Source organism: Pseudomonas sp. AC083 (genome assembly GCF_979253165.1).
Genome location: NZ_CEEDDH010000009.1, coordinates 100,184 through 119,658, shown reverse-complemented (window position 1 = coordinate 119,658; position 19,475 = coordinate 100,184). Strand labels below are relative to the sequence as shown.

19 protein-coding genes are annotated in these 19,475 nt (G+C 61.1%); 14 read left to right on the top strand and 5 right to left on the bottom strand.

The window, feature by feature from the left end; all coding sequences use genetic code 11:
• Positions 1-96: 96 nt before the first annotated feature.
• The 4 genes from AC0IXA_RS15290 (at position 97) to AC0IXA_RS15275 (ending at position 4,610) form a co-directional block, all read left to right on the top strand.
• On the top strand, positions 97-1,452 hold the full coding sequence (locus AC0IXA_RS15290) for a M16 family metallopeptidase (RefSeq protein WP_207807521.1): 1,356 nt from the start codon (positions 97-99) through the stop codon (positions 1,450-1,452).
• On the top strand, positions 1,445-2,935 hold the full coding sequence (locus AC0IXA_RS15285; RefSeq protein ID WP_471813758.1) for a M16 family metallopeptidase: 1,491 nt from the start codon (positions 1,445-1,447) through the stop codon (positions 2,933-2,935). Before AC0IXA_RS15290 ends, AC0IXA_RS15285 begins: the two co-directional genes overlap by 8 nt.
• Entirely contained in the window at positions 2,935-3,549 is a 615-nt protein-coding gene (gene rsmD, locus AC0IXA_RS15280) for a 16S rRNA (guanine(966)-N(2))-methyltransferase RsmD (protein ID WP_016772711.1), read from the top strand. Before AC0IXA_RS15285 ends, rsmD begins: the two co-directional genes overlap by 1 nt.
• Positions 3,550-3,614: 65 nt before the next feature.
• Positions 3,615-4,610 carry a hydrolase gene (locus AC0IXA_RS15275; protein ID WP_471813756.1) on the top strand — a complete coding sequence of 332 codons (996 nt, stop codon included), beginning with the start codon at positions 3,615-3,617 and terminating at the stop codon, positions 4,608-4,610.
• Between the two features lie 252 nt (positions 4,611-4,862).
• Here the strand turns inward: AC0IXA_RS15275 and AC0IXA_RS15270 are convergent, their stop codons facing one another.
• Positions 4,863-5,717, bottom strand: a complete 855-nt coding sequence (locus AC0IXA_RS15270) for a sulfurtransferase (protein WP_471813754.1) — start codon at positions 5,715-5,717, stop codon at positions 4,863-4,865.
• 31 nt (positions 5,718-5,748) lie between these two features.
• Complete coding sequence (locus AC0IXA_RS15265; protein ID WP_016772708.1) at positions 5,749-6,420, bottom strand: TetR/AcrR family transcriptional regulator; 672 nt, start codon at positions 6,418-6,420, stop codon at positions 5,749-5,751.
• 147 nt (positions 6,421-6,567) lie between these two features.
• Here AC0IXA_RS15265 and AC0IXA_RS15260 point away from each other — a divergent pair, with 147 nt between their 5' ends.
• The 5 genes from AC0IXA_RS15260 (at position 6,568) to AC0IXA_RS15240 (ending at position 11,293) form a co-directional block, all read left to right on the top strand.
• Positions 6,568-7,998, top strand: coding sequence for a coniferyl aldehyde dehydrogenase (locus AC0IXA_RS15260; RefSeq protein ID WP_471813752.1), 1,431 nt, complete (start codon positions 6,568-6,570; stop codon positions 7,996-7,998).
• Between the two features lie 29 nt (positions 7,999-8,027).
• On the top strand, positions 8,028-8,573 hold the full coding sequence (locus AC0IXA_RS15255) for a twin-arginine translocation pathway signal protein (protein WP_130899340.1): 546 nt from the start codon (positions 8,028-8,030) through the stop codon (positions 8,571-8,573).
• Positions 8,574-8,705: 132 nt separating this feature from the next.
• Positions 8,706-10,301, top strand: a complete 1,596-nt coding sequence (locus tag AC0IXA_RS15250) for a GMC family oxidoreductase (RefSeq protein ID WP_471813749.1) — start codon at positions 8,706-8,708, stop codon at positions 10,299-10,301.
• A gap of 115 nt (positions 10,302-10,416) precedes the next feature.
• Positions 10,417-10,896 carry a pantetheine-phosphate adenylyltransferase gene (coaD, locus tag AC0IXA_RS15245; RefSeq protein ID WP_003229157.1) on the top strand — a complete coding sequence of 160 codons (480 nt, stop codon included), beginning with the start codon at positions 10,417-10,419 and terminating at the stop codon, positions 10,894-10,896.
• A 145-nt stretch (positions 10,897-11,041) separates the two neighbouring features.
• Positions 11,042-11,293, top strand: coding sequence for a YfhL family 4Fe-4S dicluster ferredoxin (locus AC0IXA_RS15240; protein WP_003195146.1), 252 nt, complete (start codon positions 11,042-11,044; stop codon positions 11,291-11,293).
• A 125-nt stretch (positions 11,294-11,418) separates the two neighbouring features.
• Here the strand turns inward: AC0IXA_RS15240 and AC0IXA_RS15235 are convergent, their stop codons facing one another.
• From AC0IXA_RS15235 to AC0IXA_RS15225, 3 genes are read right to left on the bottom strand one after another with little or no spacing between them, the layout of a single operon-like run.
• Entirely contained in the window at positions 11,419-11,742 is a 324-nt protein-coding gene (locus AC0IXA_RS15235) for a multidrug transporter (RefSeq protein ID WP_471813746.1), read from the bottom strand.
• 56 nt (positions 11,743-11,798) lie between these two features.
• Positions 11,799-12,611: a bifunctional DNA-formamidopyrimidine glycosylase/DNA-(apurinic or apyrimidinic site) lyase gene (gene mutM / locus AC0IXA_RS15230; protein WP_122698599.1), complete on the bottom strand. Its 813-nt coding sequence runs from the start codon at positions 12,609-12,611 to the stop codon at positions 11,799-11,801.
• A 12-nt stretch (positions 12,612-12,623) separates the two neighbouring features.
• The gene (locus AC0IXA_RS15225; protein ID WP_160769650.1) at positions 12,624-13,436 is read right to left on the bottom strand and encodes an HDOD domain-containing protein; all 813 of its coding nucleotides are present in this window, start codon (positions 13,434-13,436) and stop codon (positions 12,624-12,626) included.
• A 228-nt stretch (positions 13,437-13,664) separates the two neighbouring features.
• On the opposite strand from AC0IXA_RS15225, the gene AC0IXA_RS15220 reads away from it, so the two are divergent.
• The 5 genes from AC0IXA_RS15220 (at position 13,665) to AC0IXA_RS15200 (ending at position 19,287) form a co-directional block, all read left to right on the top strand.
• Positions 13,665-14,204: a type 1 glutamine amidotransferase domain-containing protein gene (locus AC0IXA_RS15220; RefSeq protein WP_071172203.1), complete on the top strand. Its 540-nt coding sequence runs from the start codon at positions 13,665-13,667 to the stop codon at positions 14,202-14,204.
• A 162-nt stretch (positions 14,205-14,366) separates the two neighbouring features.
• Positions 14,367-15,563 carry a class I SAM-dependent rRNA methyltransferase gene (locus tag AC0IXA_RS15215; protein WP_016772700.1) on the top strand — a complete coding sequence of 399 codons (1,197 nt, stop codon included), beginning with the start codon at positions 14,367-14,369 and terminating at the stop codon, positions 15,561-15,563.
• Positions 15,564-16,014: 451 nt separating this feature from the next.
• On the top strand, positions 16,015-17,088 hold the full coding sequence (locus AC0IXA_RS15210) for a SagB family peptide dehydrogenase (protein WP_341638115.1): 1,074 nt from the start codon (positions 16,015-16,017) through the stop codon (positions 17,086-17,088).
• Positions 17,085-18,062: a diiron oxygenase gene (locus AC0IXA_RS15205; RefSeq protein ID WP_133335876.1), complete on the top strand. Its 978-nt coding sequence runs from the start codon at positions 17,085-17,087 to the stop codon at positions 18,060-18,062. Before AC0IXA_RS15210 ends, AC0IXA_RS15205 begins: the two co-directional genes overlap by 4 nt.
• Positions 18,055-19,287 carry an MFS transporter gene (locus tag AC0IXA_RS15200; protein WP_341638116.1) on the top strand — a complete coding sequence of 411 codons (1,233 nt, stop codon included), beginning with the start codon at positions 18,055-18,057 and terminating at the stop codon, positions 19,285-19,287. Before AC0IXA_RS15205 ends, AC0IXA_RS15200 begins: the two co-directional genes overlap by 8 nt.
• Positions 19,288-19,475: the final 188 nt, after the last annotated feature.

Sequence of the window (19,475 nt, the reverse complement as noted above, 5' to 3'; positions counted from 1 at the left end):
ATAGGCGTGGCCGCCAGTAAAACGGATCAGTATCCTAGCACCCTCTCGCCCGCCGACGCTAAGACCAAGCGGGCAGCCCAACAGGTTGAAAAACGAATGAATGCTCTTGCCCGCCGCGCTGCTGGCCTGCTGCTCAGCGCAGTCTGCCTGCCCCTTTCGGCCCTGGCGGCCGACCCGCAACCGACCCATGAATTCACCCTCGACAACGGCCTCAAGGTCGTCGTGCGCGAAGACCATCGTGCGCCGGTGGTCGTTTCGCAGATCTGGTACAAGGTCGGCTCCAGCTACGAGACTCCGGGGCAGACCGGTCTGTCCCACGCGCTTGAGCACATGATGTTCAAGGGCAGCGAAAAAGTCGGCCCCGGCGAAGCCTCGCTGATCCTGCGCGACCTCGGCGCCGAAGAGAACGCGTTCACCAGCGACGACTTCACCGCTTACTATCAGGTGCTGGCCCGTGATCGTCTCGGCGTGGCCTTCGAGCTGGAAGCCGACCGCATGGCCAACCTGCGCCTGCCGGCCGACGAGTTCGCCAAGGAAATCGAAGTCATCAAGGAAGAGCGCCGCCTGCGCACCGATGACAAGCCGATGTCCAAGGCTTACGAGCGCTACAAGGCCATGGCCTACCCGGCCAGCGGTTATCACACGCCGACCATCGGCTGGATGGCTGACCTCGACCGTATGAAAGTCGAGGAACTGCGCCACTGGTATCAATCCTGGTACGCGCCGAACAACGCCACGCTAGTGGTGGTCGGTGACGTCACTCCGGACGAAGTGAAAACCCTCGCCCAGCGTTATTTCGGCCCGATCGCCAAACGCGACGTGCCACCGGCGAAAAAACCGCTGGAATTGGCCGAGCCCGGCGAACGCCAGATCACCCTGCGCGTGCAGACCCAACTGCCGAGCCTGATGCTTGGCTTCAACGTGCCGAGCATTGCAACCGCTGAAGACAAACGCTCGGTCAACGCCTTGCGCCTGATCTCGGCGCTGCTCGACGGCGGCTACAGCGGACGCATCCCGGCGCAACTGGAACGCGGCGAAGAGCTGGTCTCCGGCGGCTCGTCGGACTATGACGCCTATACCCGTGGCGACAGCCTGTTCACCCTGTCGGCCACGCCAAATACGCAGAAGAAAAAGACCATCGCCCAGGCCGAAGCCGGCTTGTGGAAACTGCTTGAGCAACTGAAAACCACCGCGCCGTCTGCCGAAGAGCTGGAACGCGTCCGCGCTCAAGTCATCGCCGGCCTGGTCTACGAGCGTGACTCGATCACAAGCCAGGCCACCGCGATCGGTCAACTGGAAACGGTCGGTCTGTCGTGGAAACTGATGGACACCGAACTGGCCGATCTGGAGAGCGTGACCCCGCAAGACATCCAGAACGCCGCGAAAAAGTATTTCACCCGCGAACGTCTCAGCGTCGCCCACGTCCTGCCAATGGAGACGACTCATGAGTGAGCGCAAAACCCCACGCTTGATGCTGCTTGGCCTGATTGCTGTCGCAGTGATCGGCTCGGCAGCGGTTTATTTGTCGCCAAGCGCTGACAGCAAGGCCAGCGAAGCACTGGATAACGCCAAGTCCAGCCAGAAACTGCAATCGCTGGCCGAACTCGACGGCAAGGCCCCGGCCAGCCGCAAGCTCGACGTACAGACCTGGAACACCGCTGAAGGCGCGAAAGTGCTGTTCGTCGAAGCGCATGAGCTGCCGATGTTCGACATGCGCCTGATCTTCGCCGCTGGCAGCAGCCAGGATGGCAACGTCCCCGGCCTCGCGGTGCTGACCAACGCCATGCTCAACGAAGGCATTGCCGGCAAAGACGTCGGCGCCATCGCTCAAGGGTTTGAAGGCCTCGGCGCCGACTTCGGCAACGGTGCGTTCAAGGACATGGCGCTGGCTTCGCTGCGCAGCCTCAGCGCACCCGAGCAGCGTGAACCGGCGTTGAAGCTGTTCGCCGATGTGGTCGGCAAACCGACCTTCCCCGCCGACTCCTTCGCGCGCATCAAGAACCAGTTGCTCGCCGGTTTCGAATACCAGAAACAGAACCCCGGCAAACTCGCAAGCCTCGAGCTGATGAAGCGTCTGTACGGCGATCACCCATACGCGCATTCCAGCGATGGCAATGCCCAAAGCGTGCCGAAGATCACCGTCGCGCAATTGCGCGAGTTCCATGCCAAGGCCTACGCCGCCGGCAATGCGGTGATTGCGCTGGTTGGTGATTTGTCGCGAGCCGAAGCCGAGGCGATCGCCAATCAGGTCTCTTCTGCCCTGCCGAAAGGTCCGGCACTGTCGAAAATCGCCGCGCCGCAGGAACCGCAAGCCAGCGTCAACCACATCGAGTTTCCGTCGAAACAGACCAACCTGATGCTCGCGCAACTGGGCATCGATCGCGACGATCCGGATTACGCCGCGCTGTCGCTGGGCAACCAGATCCTCGGCGGCGGTGGTTTCGGTACGCGCCTGATGAGCGAAGTGCGAGAGAAGCGCGGCCTGACCTACGGCGTGTATTCGGCGTTCAGCCCGATGCAGGCCCGTGGTCCGTTCATGATCAACCTGCAGACCCGTGCGGAGATGAGCGAAGGCACCCTGAAACTGGTGCAGGACGTACTCGCCGACTACCTGAAAACCGGGCCGACACAGAAAGAACTCGACGATGCCAAGCGCGAACTGGCCGGCAGCTTCCCGCTGTCCACCGCGAGCAACGCCGACATCGTTGGCCAGCTCGGCGCGATGGGCTTCTATAATCTGCCGCTGAGCTATCTGGACGATTTCATGCGGCAGTCGCAAAGCCTGACCGTAGAGCAAGTCCGCGCTGCGCTGAACAAACACCTGAGCACGGAGAAAATGGTCATCGTCACCGCTGGCCCGACCGTGCCGCAAAAGCCGTTACCGGCCCCATCTGATAAACCCGCCGAGCAACCGCTCGGGGTTCCGGAGCATTAATGGCCACTCGAGCACCGAAAAAACCTGTGCAAAACGTGCACAACGGCGTGAACCAGCTGCGCATCATTGGCGGCCAGTGGCGCAGCCGCAAGCTGAGCTTCCCCGACGCACCGGGCCTGCGCCCGACCCCGGATCGCGTGCGTGAAACCCTGTTCAACTGGCTCGCGCCGTATGTCGAAGGGGCGAAAGTGCTCGACCCGTTCGCCGGCAGCGGCGCGCTGTTTCTCGAAGCGCTGTCCCGTGGCGCGGCCACGGCCCAGGCGCTGGACGCCAGCAACGTTGCGGTTTCCAGCCTGAAAGAACACCTCGGCACCCTGCGTTGCAGCAACGGCCAGGTGCAAACCGCCGATGCGCTGCGCTACCTGGAAACCCAGACCGCGACGCCGTTCGATCTGGTGTTCCTCGACCCGCCGTTCAACCAGAACCTGTTGCCAGCGGTGTGTACTTTGCTGGAAGAGCGCCAATGGCTGGCCGCCGATTCGTGGATCTACACGGAAAGCGAAACAGCGCCATCGACGCTGGGCCTGCCGGGCAACTGGCGTCTGCATCGTGAACAGAAATCCGGTCGGGTTTTTTACGCGCTGTGGCAGCGCACGGCGGACATCGCCGGCTGACAAGGTCGCAAGCAACCTGCGGCGAGGGGGCGAGCTTCCTCGCCACAAGCCCATCGAGAATCATCGTGCCCCCTTCGCCAGAACGCTTCATCCCCGCCTTCGGCCTCGGCAATCCACATCTGCAAACCCTGTGGGGGCCGCTGTGGCGCAAGACCGTGCACATCGAGCGCGAACGCGAACGCCTGTGGCTCGAGGACGGCGACTTCCTCGACCTCGACTGGCACGGCCCGCACAGCGCCGAGGCGCCGTTGGTACTGGTGCTGCACGGTTTGACCGGCTCTTCCAATTCGCCCTATGTGGCGGGCATTCAAAAGGCCTTGGCCGAGCAGGGCTGGGCCAGCGTCGCGCTGAACTGGCGCGGTTGTTCCGGCGAGCCGAATCTGTTGCCGCGCAGCTACCACTCCGGCGCCAGCGAAGACCTTGCCGAAGCCATCCAGCACCTGCGCGCCAAACGACCGTTGGCGCCGTTGTACGCGGTCGGCTATTCACTGGGCGGCAACGTGCTGCTCAAACATCTTGGCGAAACCGGCAGCGACAGCGGCGTGCTCGGCGCGGTGGCGGTGTCGGTGCCGTTCCGTCTCGATCAATGTGCCGATCGTATCGGCCAAGGGTTTTCGCGGGTGTATCAGGCGCACTTCATGCGCGAGATGGTCGCCTACATCAGAAACAAGCAGCGTCAGTTCCAGCATGACGGGCGCGAAGACGGCCTGGCGAAACTGGCCGCGCTCGGCTCGCTGGAGAACATGCGTACGTTTTGGGATTTCGACGGCCGGGTTACCGCGCCGCTGCATGGCTTCAATGATGCCGAGGATTATTACCGCCGCGCCTCGAGCCGCTATTACCTCGGCGAGATCCGCACGCCGACGCTGATCATTCAGGCGGCGGACGATCCGTTTGTATTTCCCCACAGCCTGCCGCAAGCCGACGAGTTGTCAGCCTGCACCCGGTTCGAATTGCAGGCGCGTGGCGGTCATGTCGGCTTCGTCGATGGCTCGGTGCGCCGCCCGAGGTATTACCTGGAGCGGCGTATCCCGCAATGGCTGGCCGAGACCAGTGTGTGAACACCGCATATCCCCTGTAGGAGTGAGCCTGCTCGCGATCGCGGTGTGTCAGTCTGGAAATTCAATGCCTGACAGGACGCCTTCGCGAGCAAGCTCGCTCCCACAGGGATTTGTGTCGGCATCAAAATGTATGGCACAACCTGGCTCAATGTGGGAGCGAGCCTGCTCGCGAAAGCGGTGAGTCAGTTGGCATTTAACTCACAGACATACCGCCATCGCGAGCAGGCTCACTCCTACAGGAGATCGCTGAGTTTATTCGCCCGTGGCAATGCCGCGCGATGGCTCGTTGATCCATTCGCTCCACGATCCGGCATACAGCGCCGCCAGCGGATACCCAGCCAGGCACAGTGCAAACAGGTTGTGACACGCCGTCACCCCGGACCCGCAGTAGGCGACCAGTTCCGACGGTGAGCGATCGCCCAGTTTCGCCGCAAAGCGCTGCTTGAGCTGCTCGGCCGGCAAAAACCGTCCATCACTGCCGAGGTTGTCGGTGAACGCCGCGCACTGCGCGCCGGGAATGTGCCCGGCGACCGGATCGATGGGTTCCATTTCGCCCTTGAAGCGCGGCAAGGCGCGGGCGTCGAGCAGGGTCAGGGTTGGCTGGCCGAGGCGCTGCTGCAATTGTTCGGCGCTGAGCAACAGGCTCATGTCCGGCTGACCACTGAAGCTGCCCGGCGTCACGCTCGGCGGATCCAGGCTCAGCGGCAGGCCGGCGGCGTGCCAGGCTTTGAGCCCGCCATCGAGAATGAATACGCCGTCGCGCTTGCCCAGCCATGCCAGCAACCACCACGCCCGCGCCGCGTATGCACCCGGGCCGTCGTCATACAGAACCACATCGCTGTCGTTGCTGATGCCCCAGGCTTGCAGGCGTTCGATCAGCGCCGCCGGCTCGGGCAACGGATGACGCCCGGTCACGCCCTTCTCGACTTTGCCGCTTAGATCCCGTTCCAGATCGGCGAAACTCGCCCCGGCAATGTGCCCTTCGGCGTAGCTGCGCTGGCCGTAATCCGGATCTTCGAGGGCAAAACGACAATCGAGAATCACCAGCCCCGGCTGCTCTTTGCGAGCGTCCAGTGCTTGTGGGCTGATCAACTGCGCAATCGACATAACGGGCTCCTGTGGAATTCGGCTGAACGGTTTATTTCACGTCTTCGAGAGCCTGCGCCAGCGGCACGTAGAACTCGTCGAACAATGCGTTGACTTCATCCCGCGCCTGATCGGTAACAAACCCTGCTTCCAGCACCAGCACCTGGTACACGCCACGCTTCACGGCCTGTTCGCTGAGGTGGTTGGAGTTTTCCCGCGTGGTGCATAGAAAACGCACCCACGAGGTCAGAATGATCCACGCATTGAGGGTCAGCGATTCGATCTGCACGCGATCCATTTTCAGAATGCCGGCGGCGACAAAACCTTCGTAGATTGCGGCCCCCTGGATCACGCAGCGCTGGGAGAAACGCCGATAACGCGCGGCCAGTTCCGCATCGCTGTCGAGCAGATGCTCAAGGTCACGATGCAGGAAACGGTAGCGCCACATGGCCGAAAGCAGTTCCTTGAGATAGAAACGCTTGTCCTCGACGGTCGCCGGGCGGCCCTGAGGCGGACGCAGAAAGCTGTCCACCAGGGCTTCGTACTCACTGAACAACACGGCGATGATCGCCTGCTTGTTGGGGAAGTGGTAGTACAGGTTGCCCGGAGAAATCTCCATGTGCGCGGCGATATGGTTGGTGCTGACGCTGCGCTCGCCCTGCTGATTGAACAGCTCCAGGCTGTTCTGAACGATGCGCTCGCTGGTTTTTATTCGTGGGGCCATGGCTTGAGCTTTAATTCAGAGTGCGTTGACGGCGCATCTTACGACCTAACCGGAAATGGATAAAACCTTGCCGTGCACGGAAGTCGTTTGACTTTCTAGAGCTTAGACTCTAAAAAGTGCCCATTACAATAAAATCCGGAGCCCGCGATGACTGCCGACATTGCCTACCTGCAAACGCTGCAACAGCCTCTTGAAACCCTCGATCGGCAGTTCCAGGCACAACGGGCCGCGTACGCCGCCAACCCGATGCCACCGGCCGCACAACGTCAGCAATGGCTTAAGGCTTTGCGCGATCTGCTCAGCGCTGAGCGGCAGGCATTGATCGACGCGATCAGCGCCGATTTCAGTCACCGCAGCGCCGACGAAACCCTGCTCGCCGAGCTGATGCCGAGCCTGCACGGCATTCACTATGCCAGTCGTCACCTGAAAAACTGGATGAAGCCCTCGCGGCGCAAGGTAGGCATGGCGTTCCAGCCTGCTTCGGCGAAGGTGGTTTACCAGCCGCTGGGCGTGGTCGGTGTGATCGTGCCGTGGAACTACCCGCTGTATCTGGCCGTAGGGCCGATGGTCGGCGCCCTGGCAGCGGGCAATCGGGTGATGCTCAAGCTCAGCGAATCGACCCCGGCCACCGGGCTGCTGCTCAAAGAGCTGCTGGCGCGGATCTTTCCCGAAGACCTGGTTTGCGTGGTGCTGGGCGAAGCGGATGTCGGCGTGGCGCTCTCGCGTCTACCGTTCGATCATTTGCTGTTCACCGGTTCCACCAGCGTCGGCAAACACGTTATGCGCGCTGCGGCGGAAAACCTCACGCCAGTGACGCTGGAACTGGGCGGCAAGTCGCCGGCCATCGTCTCCAGAGACGTACCGCTCAAGGACGCCGCCGAACGCATCGCCTTCGGCAAGACCCTGAACGCCGGGCAGACCTGCGTCGCGCCCGACTATGTGCTGGTGCCGGAAGACCGCGTCGGCGCTTTCGTCGAGGCCTATCGTCAGGCTGTGCAAGGCTTCTACCCGACCCTGGCCGACAACGCCGACTACACCGCGATCATCAACGAACGCCAGTTGGCCCGACTGAATGGTTACGTCAGCGACGCGACCAGCAAGGGCGCGCTGCTGATCCCGCTGTTCGAACAAGGCCAGGGCCGACGCATGCCACACAGCGTGCTGCTCAATGTCAGCGATGAGATGACTGTAATGCAGGACGAAATCTTCGGCCCATTGCTGCCAATCGTGCCTTACCGCGATCTGGAGCAGGCATTCGCTTACATCAATCAGCGGCCTCGTCCTCTGGCTCTTTACTACTTTGGCTACGACAAACGCGAGCAGCATCGCGTACTGCACGAGACCCATTCCGGCGGTGTGTGCCTGAACGACACCTTGTTGCATGTGGCTCAGGACGATATGCCCTTCGGTGGCATCGGCCCCTCGGGCATGGGCCATTACCACGGCCACGAAGGTTTCCTGACGTTCAGCAAGGCCAAGGGTGTGCTGATCAAACAGCGCTTCAACGCGGCCCGGCTGATCTACCCGCCTTACGGCAGATCGATTCAGAAACTGATTCAGAAACTGTTCATTCGCTAAACGTTCGTCGACACCGGGTAATAACAACAATGCACCCAAGCCTGACCGAAACACCCGCCCTGTCGCGCCGTGGCCTGCTGAAATTCAGCCTCGGCGCCACCGCGTTTCTCGCCACCGCCGGCCTTGGCGCCAGCCTCACTGGCTGCTCGTCGAGCGTCAGCGCCAACGGCTTTGTGGTTTTGCGCGACGGCGATCTGCTGTTCCTGCGCGCGCTGATCCCGGTGATGCTCGACGGCGCCGTCGCCGCCGGGGAAATGCCCGCAGCGGTCGACGGCACGCTGAAGTCGCTGGACTACAGCCTCGATCACGTGTCGCCGGAAATGCTCAAGCTCACTCGGCAACTGTTCGACGTGCTGGGCATGGCCGTGACCCGTGGCCCGCTTACCGGCATCTGGGGCAGTTGGGAAAACGCCAGCGCTGAAGCGATGCGGCATTTCCTCGAACGCTGGGAGAACAGTTCATTGAGCTTGCTGCGCATGGGCCATAGCTCATTGCAGCAGATGGTGATGATGGCCTGGTACACCCGCGCCGAGTCCTGGGCGCATTGCGGTTATCCCGGGCCGCCTAAGGTCTGAAACCGGGGCGCGGCCTTCGCGAGCAGGCTCGCTCCCACAGGAAATTACATCTCAGAATGTGGGAGCGAGCCTGCTCGCGAAGGGGCCAGCCGCCACACACCCGCATCCAGAATAATAAAGAGAACCTGACCGATGCCCGTACCCGATCCCTTCCGTGAAGGCCTCGCCCGAGGCTGGAAAACCTACAACGGCGCGCAACTGAGCGACGACCTCATCCTCGAAGCCGACGTGGCGATCATCGGCAGTGGCGCCGGCGGCGGCACCACGGCGGAGATCCTCAGCGCGGCCGGCTACAAAGTCCTGCTGATCGAAGAAGGCCCGCTGAAGACCAGTTCGGATTTCAAACTGCTCGAAGACGAGGCCTACAGCAGCCTCTACCAGGAAGGCATTGGGCGCATGAGCAAGGACGGCGCGATCACTATCCTGCAGGGCCGCGCGGTCGGCGGCACGACGCTGATCAACTGGACCTCGAGCTTCCGCACACCCGAGCCGACCCTCGAACACTGGGCCAGCGAACACAACGTCACAGGCCATAGTCCGGCAGAGATGGCGCCGTGGTTCGAAAAAATGGAGCAGCGCCTCGGCGTTGCCCCGTGGATGGTGCCGCCCAATGCCAACAACGATGTGATCCGCAAAGGCTGCGAGCAACTCGGCTACAGCTGGCACGTGATCCCGCGCAACGTTCGCGGTTGCTGGAATCTCGGCTATTGCGGCATGGGCTGCCCGAGCAACGCCAAGCAATCGATGATGGTCACGACCATCCCGGCGACGCTGGAAAAGGGCGGCGAGCTGCTGTATCTGGCGCGGGTGGAGAAACTGCTGATCAGTGGCGACAAGGTCACCGGCCTGCATTGCGTGGCGATGGACGAGCGCTGCGTCGAGCCGACCGGGCGCAGCATCAGCGTCAAGGCGCGGCATTACGTGCTGGCCGGCGGCGGCATCAACAGCCCGGCGCTGTTGCTGCGCTCCGACGTGCCGGATCCGCATGAGCGCGTGGGCAAGCGCACCTTTCTGCACCCGGTGAACATGTCCGCCGCGCGTTTTGCCGAGGTGGTCAATCCGTTTTACGGCGCGCCGCAGTCGATTTATTCCGACCATTTTCAGTGGAAGGACGGCACCACCGGGCCGATGGCTTTCAAACTCGAAGTGCCACCACTGCACCCGGCGCTGGCCGCCACGCTGCTGGGTGGTTTCGGCCAGGAAAACGCCCGGCATATGGCCGACCTGCCGCACACCCACGCAATGCTGGCGCTGCTGCGCGATGGCTTCCACCCGGACAGCAGCGGTGGCTCGGTGGAGCTGCGCGGTGATGGCTCGCCGGTGCTCGACTATCAGGTTTCGCAATACGCATGGGACGGTTTGCGCCGGGCCTTTCACGTCATGGCCGAAATCCAGTTCGCCGGCGGCGCGCAATCGGTGATGCCGATGCACGCCGACGGCCGCTATGTGAAGACCCTGGCCGAGGCGCGCTCAATGATCGATGGATTGAGCCTGGAGCTGTACCGCACGCGACTCGGTAGCGCCCATGTGATGGGTGGTTGTGCGATGGGTGAAGATCCGCAAAGCGCGGTTGCCGACAGCCTCGGTCGCCATCATCAACTGCGCAATCTGTCGATTCACGACGGCTCGCTTTTTCCCACCAGCATCGGCGCCAACCCCCAGCTGTCGGTGTATGGCCTGACCGCGCAAATGGCGACAGCCTTGGCTGACCGACTGAAAAATCCATGAAAAAGCGGAATATTCCTATCGTCTATAGTGCTTTCTTACCCAACAGGCGACTTGGCCGACCGGGAAGGCTGCGATACCATCCGACTCCCCAACGGACTCCCGCCAGGACGACGCGATGAACCGAGTGTTGTACCCAGGTACCTTCGACCCTATTACCAAGGGCCATGGCGATCTGGTCGAACGCGCCTCGCGCCTGTTCGATCACGTGATCATTGCGGTCGCCGCCAGCCCGAAAAAGAACCCGCTGTTCCCGCTGGAACAACGGGTCGAACTGGCTCGCGAGGTCACCAAACACCTGCCGAACGTGGAAGTGGTCGGTTTCTCGACGCTGCTCGCGCATTTCGCCAAAGAGCAGAACGCCAATGTGTTCCTGCGTGGTCTGCGTGCGGTGTCGGACTTCGAATACGAATTCCAGCTGGCCAACATGAACCGCCAACTGGCGCCGGATGTGGAGAGCCTGTTTCTCACGCCGTCGGAGCGTTATTCGTTCATTTCCTCGACGCTGGTGCGGGAGATTGCCGCGCTGGGCGGCGATATCAGCAAGTTCGTCCACCCGGCCGTGGCCGACGCGCTGACCCTGCGCTTTAAAAAGTAGGAGCTGCCGCAGGCTGCGATCTTTGCTTTTAAAGATTGCAGTCTCGTGCCCTTGATCGCCCCCGCGTGCACTGCGCTCGCCAATGCGGCACAATTGCGCGCATTGATTTATAGCGCCCGGGCCTGCCGCCCCGGCTGGAGTTAGCATGTCCCTGATCATCACCGACGATTGCATCAACTGCGACGTCTGCGAACCCGAGTGCCCGAACGCCGCCATTTCCCAAGGCGAAGAGATCTACGTGATCGACCCGAACCTGTGCACCCAGTGCGTCGGCCACTACGACGAACCGCAGTGCCAGCAGGTCTGCCCGGTGGATTGCATTCCACTGGACGAAGCCCATCCGGAGACTGAAGAACAGTTGATGGAAAAGTACCGCAAGATCACCGGCAAGGCCTGATCACTTCAGCGCCTGTACCGCCCTCTTCGCGAGCAGGCTCGCTCCCACATTGGCAATGCATTCCCCTGTGGGAGCGAGCCTGCTCGCGAATGGGCCATCAGCCACACCACTGAAACCCGATCAGCTCACTCGCGCTGCTCAAATCCCTCCCCTGTACACCCCAGACACCGCACAAACGCCGCTTTCGCCGGGTCAACCACCAGCGCCTGACCGGCATCGCCAACACCGCCGCCCAGTGCGGTAAACGGCAACGACACCACAAACGCTCCCGCACCGATCACCGTGGCCACCACCAGCAAAGGTCGGGCAATCAGCAGGTCGCCAAGCATGGCGTAGGCCGGGGGATTCTGGATGTTGTATCGCGGGTCACCGCTGCCGGTTTCCGAGGCCTGAACAGCCAGGCTGGAACACAACAGCAGCGTGACGAAGAAGACTTGCAGGACTTTCATGGCACGATCCTTCGGGCTGAGCAGTGAGACTTCTCACTATAGACCGAAGGATTTTTTCAGGTCTGGCAGCGCGGGCAAAACACGCTGGCGCGCTGGCCCAGCTTCACTTCCCGCAGGCCGCTACCGCAGACCTTGCAGTGCTGACCACCGCGACCGTAGACAAACAGTTCCTGCTGGAAATAGCCCGGCTGACCGTCTCCGCCAATGAAATCGCGCAACGTCGTGCCGCCACGCTCGATGGCGGCAGCAAGGATGCGTTTGATCTCGATCGCCAGTTTCAGATAGCGCCCTCGGGAAATACCCCCGGCTTCGCGGCGCGGGTCGATGCCGGCGGCGAACAGCGCTTCGGTCGCGTAGATATTGCCGACCCCGACCACCACCGCGTTGTCCATGATGAACGGCTTGACCGCCATCGAGCGCCCGCGTGACAGCTGGAACAGGCGCTCGCCATCAAACAGATCGGTCAGCGGCTCCGGCCCGAGGCGAATCAGCAGTTCGTGATTGAGCGGGTCGTTGCTCCACAGCATCGCACCGAAGCGTCGCGGGTCGGTGTAGCGCAGGGCCAGACCCGATTCCAGTTCGATATCGACGTGCTCGTGTTTCAACGCCGGCAACCCGGCCTCGACCAGACGCAGATTGCCGGACATGCCCAAATGGCTGATCAGCGTGCCGATCTCGGCGTTGATCAACAGGTATTTGGCGCGCCGCTCTACCAGCACGATGCGCTGCCCGGACAGGCGCACATCGAGGTCTTCGGGGATCGGCCAGCGCAGGCGCCGGTCGCGGACGATGACCCGGCTGACCCGCTGGCCTTCCAGGTGCGGGGCGATCCCGCGACGGGTGGTTTCGACTTCCGGCAGTTCAGGCATGTTGTCCTCGGATCAATGCGCGCCGAGGTCGCGAATCGTTTGTTTGAGTGTTTCGAAGTCGTAGTCCGACAGACCGACGTAATCGAGCACCAGCGGGCCGACCGCGCTCCACTCGAAATCCTCGCTCTGGTTGCCCAGCACGCGATAAGAGGCGCAGATGTGCTCGGCCATTTTCAGAATCGCCAGCAAGTTTTTCAGTTGGCTGTTCTTCGACGACTCGTCGCTGAAAATCGCCAGCGCGTTGTGGTGGTTGGCGATGGCGGCGCTGACATGCTCCGGCAGGCGCCAGGACTTGGCCGTGTAGTAACCGACCACGGCGTGGTTGGTGTTGAACACACGGTTTTCCGTATCGACCACGCGGCATTCCGGGCTGGCGCTGGCGTAGGCCTCTTCCAGCACGGTCATGTAATTGGGGAAACGTTGCAGCATCAATGGCACCCCGCAATCGTGGAACAGGCCTAACGCATAGGCTTCGTCACCGGCCTGGGTGCCGATGCGCTTGGCCAGGGTCAGGCAGGTCATCGCCACATCCTGCGCGGTGTCCCAGAAACGATTGAGGGTGACGATGGTGTCATCGTTCATCTCGCCCTTGATCGACTGCGCGTTGATCAGGTTGATGATCGAGCGGCTGCCCAACAGGTTCACCGCACGCTGGATCGAGGTGATCTTGTTGCTCAAGCCGTAATACGGCGAGTTGACGATTTTCAGCAGCGCGCCGGACAGACCGGGGTCCTGGGAGATCAGTTTGGCGATCACCTCCAGATCCGGGTCGGGCATGTACTGCTCCATTTGCAGATCCACCATGATCTGCGGTTGCGCCGGCACACTGATGCCTTGCAGCGATTGTTGAATCTGTTCGGTGGTCAGCTCTTGGGACATAAGTACACACTCCGGGGCAGGCGGCGATTCTAACCGCTGAAACCGCAGGGCGACACACCGATGGGCACATCGCCGGAACTTTCATCTGTGCCCAGGCTTCGGAATCTGTAGGGCGCATCGGACCTCAACGGTTCGCTGCGAAGGCAAAATCTCCACAGACTCAGGAGCTTACCGATGGCAACTTCCCTCAATGGCAAACGCGTCGCTATTTTGGTTACCGATGGTTTCGAACAGGTCGAAATGACCGGCCCCAAGGATGCCCTCGAGCAGGCCGGCGTGCAGGTCGATATCCTCTCGGCCGAGGCCGGCACCGTCAAAGGCTGGAACCATGACAAACCGGCCGACGACTTCCCCGTCACCAACACTTTCCAGGCTGTGAGCGTCGATCAATACGATGCCGTGCTGCTGCCGGGTGGTGTGCAAAATTCCGACACCATCCGTATCGATCAGGATGCTCAGCATCTGGTCAAGACTGCCGCTTCGGCGGGCAAGCCGATTGCCGTGATCTGCCACGGCAGCTGGTTGCTGATCTCGGCGGGACTGGTCAATGGCAAGACCATGACCAGCTACAAAACGGTCAAGGACGATCTGGTCAATGCCGGGGTCAACTGGGTCGACCAGGAAGTGGTCAAGGACGGCAACCTGATCAGCAGCCGCCAGCCGGATGATGTGCCGGCGTTCAGTCAGGCCCTGATTGACGCACTGGCTGCATAAGAGCTGAAATCGCTTTCGCGAGCAGGCTCGCTCCCACAGGTGAATGCATTCCAAGTGTGGGAGCGAGCCTGCTCGCGAAGGGGCCATCCGCTTTTCATCGCAGGCCAGACCGGAGCACGCGTCAACACGCTATACTCCCGCTCTTTTTTCCGGAGCGACGTCATGTCCCTGCCTAGCCTGCGCCTCAAAGCCAACGCCGACCGTCGCCTGCGCAACGGCCACTTGTGGGTCTACAGCAACGAAATCGACGTGGCCGCCACGCCTCTGCACGGCTTCAAGGCCGGCGATCAGGCGGTGCTCGAAGCCGCTGGCGGCAAGCCGTTGGGCATCGTCGCCATGAGCCCGAACAACCTGATCTGCGCGCGCCTGCTGTCGCGCGACATCAAACTGGCCCTCGACAAGTCGCTGCTGGTGCATCGCCTGAACGTCGCGCTGTCGTTGCGCGAGCGTCTGTTCGACAAGCCGTTCTATCGTCTGGTCTACGGCGACTCCGACCTCTTGCCGGGTCTGGTGGTCGATCGTTTCGGCGACATCCTTGTGGTGCAGATCGCCTCGGCGACCATGGAAGCGCATAAAGACGACGTGATCGCCGCGCTGACCCAGGTGCTCAAGCCGAGCGGCATTCTGTTCAAGAACGACTCCGCCGCCCGCGACGCCGAAGGCCTCAACCGCTACGTCGAAACCGTATTCGGTCTGGTACCGGAGTGGGTCGCGCTGGAAGAGAACGGTGTGAAGTTCGAAGCGCCGGTCATCCAAGGGCAGAAAACCGGCTGGTTCTACGATCACCGTATGAACCGCGCGCGCCTGGCACCTTACGCCAAGGGCAAACGCGTACTTGATCTCTATAGCTACATCGGTGGCTGGGGCGTGCAGGCCGCTGCGTTCGGCGCCAGCGAAGTGTTCTGCGTCGACGCCTCTGCATTCGCCCTCGACGGTGTCGAGCGCAACGCCGCGCTGAACGGCTTCGCTGACAAGATGACCTGCATCGAAGGCGACGTCTTTGAAGCGCTGAAGGAACTGAAAGCCAGCGAAGAGCGCTTCGACGTGATCGTTGCTGATCCGCCGGCCTTCATCAAACGCAAGAAAGACATGAAGAACGGCGAAGGCGCCTACCGTCGTCTCAACGAGCAAGCCATGCGCCTGCTGACCAAGGACGGCATTCTGGTCAGTGCTTCGTGCTCCATGCACCTGCCGGAAGACGATCTGCAGAACATCCTGCTGACCAGCGCCCGTCATCTGGACCGCAACATCCAGATGCTCGAACGTGGCGGTCAGGGACCCGATCATCCGGTGCATCCGGCCATCGCTGAAACCCGCTACATCAAAAGCATCACCTGCCGTCTGCTGCCCAACAGCTGATTGCGCTTGAACACCGGGGAGCCACTGAGCTCCCCGTTTTTTTTGCGCGCCCTCCCCCCGTTCTTTCACACTCGACATGAGTGCCCTGCCCTCTTCCTACAACTTCTTTCTCGCTGCCTTGCAGGAAGTTTCGTCACGCCTGTCAATCATGGAAATTAAACCTACACAGTAAGCCGCTTGCAAAAGATCACTCCGACAAAATTACTGGAATATTCCTACTTAATATCCGCTTGCCAATATTCGATTACAAACTAATATGAAGTTGTCGCAACGAAGCGACTCAACTACCAACGAACAAGGAGTTCACATCATGAAAACCATTTATCTCGAAACAGACAAACTCGCCAACCTGGCCTTTCTGGTTGCAGCCACCGGCCGCTAAGTAAGCCTGGACGCCGGAGAGTGCCGGCACTCTGGCGTCCATCAGACTTTTCCTGAGTGATCTGAACCCATGTATATCAATCCTTTTCTTTTTATATTGCCGCGCCCGCCCGGACAAGTAGTCTGGAACTACAAGAACCATACTCAACACGAACTTGATCTTGAATACTCCCACCGCCTCGCCAGTCTTATACACAACACAGATCTATTTGACCCGAACAACATAATAGACAGACAACTTCTGGACGCAGGCATTTTAACAACTTCAAAAATAGACAGCCTGGATTGGGGCTGGGACGAACTATCGAAGATCTATCACATCGGCACACAAAATATACCTTGCGCACATACGCCTCGGAATATTCACGAGTGGTCCAGGCAATATCTGGCGCACTGCAGCGAAGTGCTGGCGAAGCCGGAACCTGCAGACACCCCGGCGCCGCGATCAGTGCAGCCCCTGATTACCCTGCCCGTACCGGGCGCCATTAATGATGACAGCCTGACTCAGGCCCTGATGAGGCGCAAAACCTGTCGTTCCTACACCGGTGCCGCGGTGACACTGAACGAGGTCGGCACTCTGCTCTATCTGACCCTTGGCTATCTTCCCCCGCGCGAAGATGCCCACGCCGATCCGGTCGCGCCGGGTCTCGAGGCCCGCCGGAGCTGCCCGTCCGGCGGCGGATTGAACGCCTGTGAGGGATTTGTCCTGGCGCAAAATGTCAGCGGGCTGGAACCCGGCATCTACGCCTACCACCCTGCCGAACATGCTTTGAGTCGGATCAATGCGCTGCCCGATCCGGAACTGGGCCAATTGCTCGGCGGCCAGCACTTCATCAACAACCTGCCGCTGGGCGTGTTCATCACCGCCAGGTTTGACCGTCTCTGGTGGAAGTACGAACATTCGCGCGCCTATCGCATGGCATTCATCGAGGCCGGTCATCTCTCGCAAACCTTTCAACTGGTAGCAACGACGCTGGGGCTGAACACCTGGCTGACCGGCGCATTTGCCGATGCACAGGTTGAAAACCTGCTCGGCATCGCGGGCAGCGCCGAGCAACCGCTGTTCTTTGTCGGTTGCGGCGAAAGCGATGGCCAGGCCATGTGCCAAGAAATGCGTGATCTGCTCAGCGGAGCACAGTCATGATTCCCACGGCGATGGATGAGAGCGAAGCCCCGGTGTCATGGTCGCTGAAATTCACGCTTCCAGACTGGGAGAGCCGTGCGTCGGTACGCAGCAGTACCCATGACTATCGGTTACCAAGTGATGTCGAGCAGCAACTGCAGACCCGCTACTGGTTCCCCCCGGCCTTTGTGCCCTATCTGGCGCATCCGGCCATCCAGGCCAAGGGTCGCGAAACCCTGCACCGCCTCACCGCCAATCATCTGGTGTATTTCCTCGACTACACCACCCTGCTCGAACACCGCATCGTCAACCGCGCGGTGGAAGTCATCGCGCACCGCGAACTGCCCATCTACATACCGCTGCCGATGAAGCATGCAGCACTTCAGCTGTATACCGACGAGGGCTACCACGCGCTGTTTTCCAACCAGATTGCCGAGCAGATCGCTGCGTATTACAGCATCACCCGGCGTCCGGTCATTCCGAGACGGATCAGCCGCATGAACGCTTTGATCGCGCGCACGCCGGAGAAAAACCGTGCACTGGCGTGGTTCCTGCTGGGATTTGTCTCGGAAACGATCATTGCCCGCGAGTTGCTGGAGGTCTGCCGCGACACGCTGGTGTCCAGCGTGAACGACATGCTGCGTGATCACCTTGCCGACGAAGCGCGGCACAGCCGTTATTTCGCCGAAGCCTTCCATTACTTCTGGATTGCGATGAACAGTCGTCAGCGCCTGTTCGCCAGCAAGACCCTCGTGGAGATCATTTCCATCTTCTTCGAAGCAGATGAAAGCTGGCTGCAACAAAGCCTGCGTTCGGCCGGTATTGCCGAGATCGACGTGATGGAGATTGTCGGCAGCACGGTAACGGTGCAGGCCAACCGCGCTCGTGCACGCGCTGGCTGCAAACCTACTGTGGAGGCCCTGCACAAGGCCGGCTTCTTTGCATTGCCCCATAACCAGACACTCTTCGCCAAAGCAGGATTGATCGATGGATAAACACAGCCGTGCAACCACCCGCCGACAACAGCGCGGAGCAATCAGCCTGCTGCTGGCGATGATCCTGCTTGGCGTGTTTCCGCTGGATGTGCTGCTGCCTTCCTTTCCGGCATTGGCAGCCCACTTTGGCCGATCGTCAAACGACATCGCGCTGTCGATCAGTCTGTTTGCCGTGGGCATCGCATTTGCCCAGTTGTTGATCGGCCCGTTGTCCGATGTGATCGGGCGCAAAGGTCTGCTGCTTGCCGGCATGAGCGTGTCGCTGCTCGGCGCACTGGGCTGCGTGCTGAGCAATGACTACACGCTGTTCCTGATTTTCCGGGTGATGCAGGCGCTGGGATGCGGTTGCTTCGTGCTGTCCCAGGCACTGGTGCAGGATCTGTTCGAAGGCAACGAGCGTGATCGCCTGCGGATCCTGATGGTCACCGCCACGGGCATCTTCATCTCGGTATCACCATTGGCGGGCACGTTTCTGCAGGCCACGCTCGGCTGGCGCGGCAGCTTCTGGGTGTTCATCGCCCTGGCCGCCGTGGTTCTGGTGAAGACGTGGCGGCTGCTCGATAACAGCCGGCCCGTTCAGAATGGGCAACACGTGGGTTTCATAAAGCCCTACAGATTGGTGCTGAGCAATTTCGAATTCGTCGGCTGCTGGCTGATTTCCGCCTTCGCTTTCGCCTGCCACTTTTCCTTCATTGTCATTTCCCCGCTGATCTTCATGGAGCAGCTGCAGATGGCACCTTACGATTTCGCTTTGATCCTGCTGATCTACGGCGCCGCCTATGTCTTTGGCGGCCTGTTCGCCAGCGTGCTGAATCGGCATATCAATGCGCAACAGCAGATTTTTACCGGGCTGAGTCTGATCCTGCTCTCGGGGCTGGTGATGCTCTATCTGGCAGCCAATCATGATCTGTCAGCGGCGACGGTGCTGATTCCGATGCTGATCTGCACGGTGGGCACGACCATTTCACGACCACCGGCCACCTCCCGCGCCATGAGCCTGTTCGCCGAAAATGCCGGCGCATCGGCGTCCGCCGGCAGCACCATCATCTTTATCTGTGGCGGGCTGGTCAGCGCCTTGATCAGCCTCGGCCCGGCCAACCTGCAAGCGACGCTGGGTTACGGCTTCGTGGTGCTGAGCGGCGTATCGCTGTTGCTCAACAGCGTGATTGGCCGTCGCGTCAGCAACCTGCGCAGCAATCCGGTGATGCCGGGAGGCGACCACTGATCCTGCCAGTCGTCATCCCGCGTGCCTCTTCAGCGTGGGAACAACGCTTTGCGCCATTCCCTCGCGACGCCAGCGGTGTAGAATCGCCTCATTCATCGCCATTCATCCCCGGCGGGTTTATGAGCTCAGGCTGAGACCAGCGGCGATCCCGCAACGTCATCGGCAGCTTCCGGACACACGGCCATTTT